The organism is Synechococcus sp. CCY9201 (assembly GCF_034931105.1).
Classification (GTDB): domain Bacteria; phylum Cyanobacteriota; class Cyanobacteriia; order PCC-6307; family Cyanobiaceae; genus CBW1002.
Genome location: NZ_JAYGIC010000058.1, coordinates 1 through 1,264, shown reverse-complemented (window position 1 = coordinate 1,264; position 1,264 = coordinate 1). Strand labels below are relative to the sequence as shown.

Sequence of the window (1,264 nt, the reverse complement as noted above, 5' to 3'; positions counted from 1 at the left end):
CCCAGGGCCTATTAGAAGTCATCCTGATGGCTGTTTCTTCGCGGCTTCCTGCCACCCCAGCAGCCTCAGCAGACCCTTGATGTCGTGCGCGAGGGCAGCGATGGCCTCGGTGATCGACCAGATCCCATCGAGCCGCAGGGCATTGATCGCCAGGCTGCGGAGGGTGGCCAGGATCTGGACGCCGTTGTCCTCCCGGTAGCGGTGGCCGTCTTCCCGTAGCGCCACATCGCGCACCCAGTGCCAGCTGTTCTCAATCGACCACCGGTCTCTGACGTGCCGCAACAGGGCCTTGGCTCCGGTTCGCAGACTCGAGACGTAGTAACGGGTCTCATCCGTCGGCTTGCCATCACGGATGCCGTGGCTGCGCACGGCGATGATCGTGGCGCTGCCCGGCCACTGCTCCACCACCCACTCCGGTGCGGGCATCGCCCGCAGGGTCCAGGTGATGTCACGGCCCCGTTTCACTTCCCGTCTGCTGGTGCGCCACGGGATTCGCCGGCCATAGGTGAGCCGGTCTCTGATCAGCCGAAACCCCTTGCGGCGGCTGTGATTGACGGCGATCAGGAAGTCGGCGCCGCGCTGGGCGAGATAGAGGAAAAAGGGCGGTTCGCATGTAGCGCGTCGGCCTGCACCAGCACACCCTCAAGCTCCACCGCCTCCAGCAGCTGGCGCAGCGCCTGGATTTCGCCACCGGTATCGGTGGCGTAGGTGGTCTGGGCGATCGCCACGCCCAGCGTCTGGGAGTACAGGCTCACCTGGGCAATGAACTTCGCTGCGCCAGAGGTGTTTTCAGCGATGGAGCCCCGCAGCGTCTTGCCATCACAGACCAGGGTGTCGAGCCCCTCGGCCACGCCCGGCTGGACAGCCGCCATCCAGTCACGCAGGAGGGTTTCAAAGCCCGCCACATCCAGCTGGGCCAGCAGCAGCCGAAAGGTGGAGTCAGACGGCGACTTGCCGAAGTCAGTGCCCAACAGCTCGTTGAGCGTCTGCCGGTGGCGCTTTGCAAAACGCTCCATGCCCACCAGCGATCCCTGGCCGCTGAGGATCGCCAGGATGGCCACCAGCAGCATCCACCACTGGGGGAAGCGGATGCCGCGGCGCATCCGGCAGTCCGGCAGCGCCTGGAGAAAGCTGATCAGATCGCCTGCTGCAGCAGGGTTGGCGGCGGGCTCAGAGGCCAAGGGTCAAGAGCGGGTCCCGCGCAGGTCACCGTAGGCGGGGCGCCACCGCCAGACCTATTGGGACAGACTTCTAATAGGCCCTG

General features: G+C 65.8%; 2 protein-coding genes. Both read right to left on the bottom strand.

What is annotated here, in order from left to right; genetic code table 11:
* Positions 1-18 precede the first annotated feature (18 nt).
* The gene (locus VB716_RS05600; protein ID WP_323269970.1) at positions 19-561 is read right to left on the bottom strand and encodes an ISAs1 family transposase; all 543 of its coding nucleotides are present in this window, start codon (positions 559-561) and stop codon (positions 19-21) included.
* Positions 561-1,181: an ISAs1 family transposase gene (locus VB716_RS05595; RefSeq protein ID WP_323269969.1), complete on the bottom strand. Its 621-nt coding sequence runs from the start codon at positions 1,179-1,181 to the stop codon at positions 561-563. The genes VB716_RS05600 and VB716_RS05595 overlap by 1 nt, the downstream gene beginning before the upstream one ends.
* Positions 1,182-1,264 lie beyond the last annotated feature (83 nt).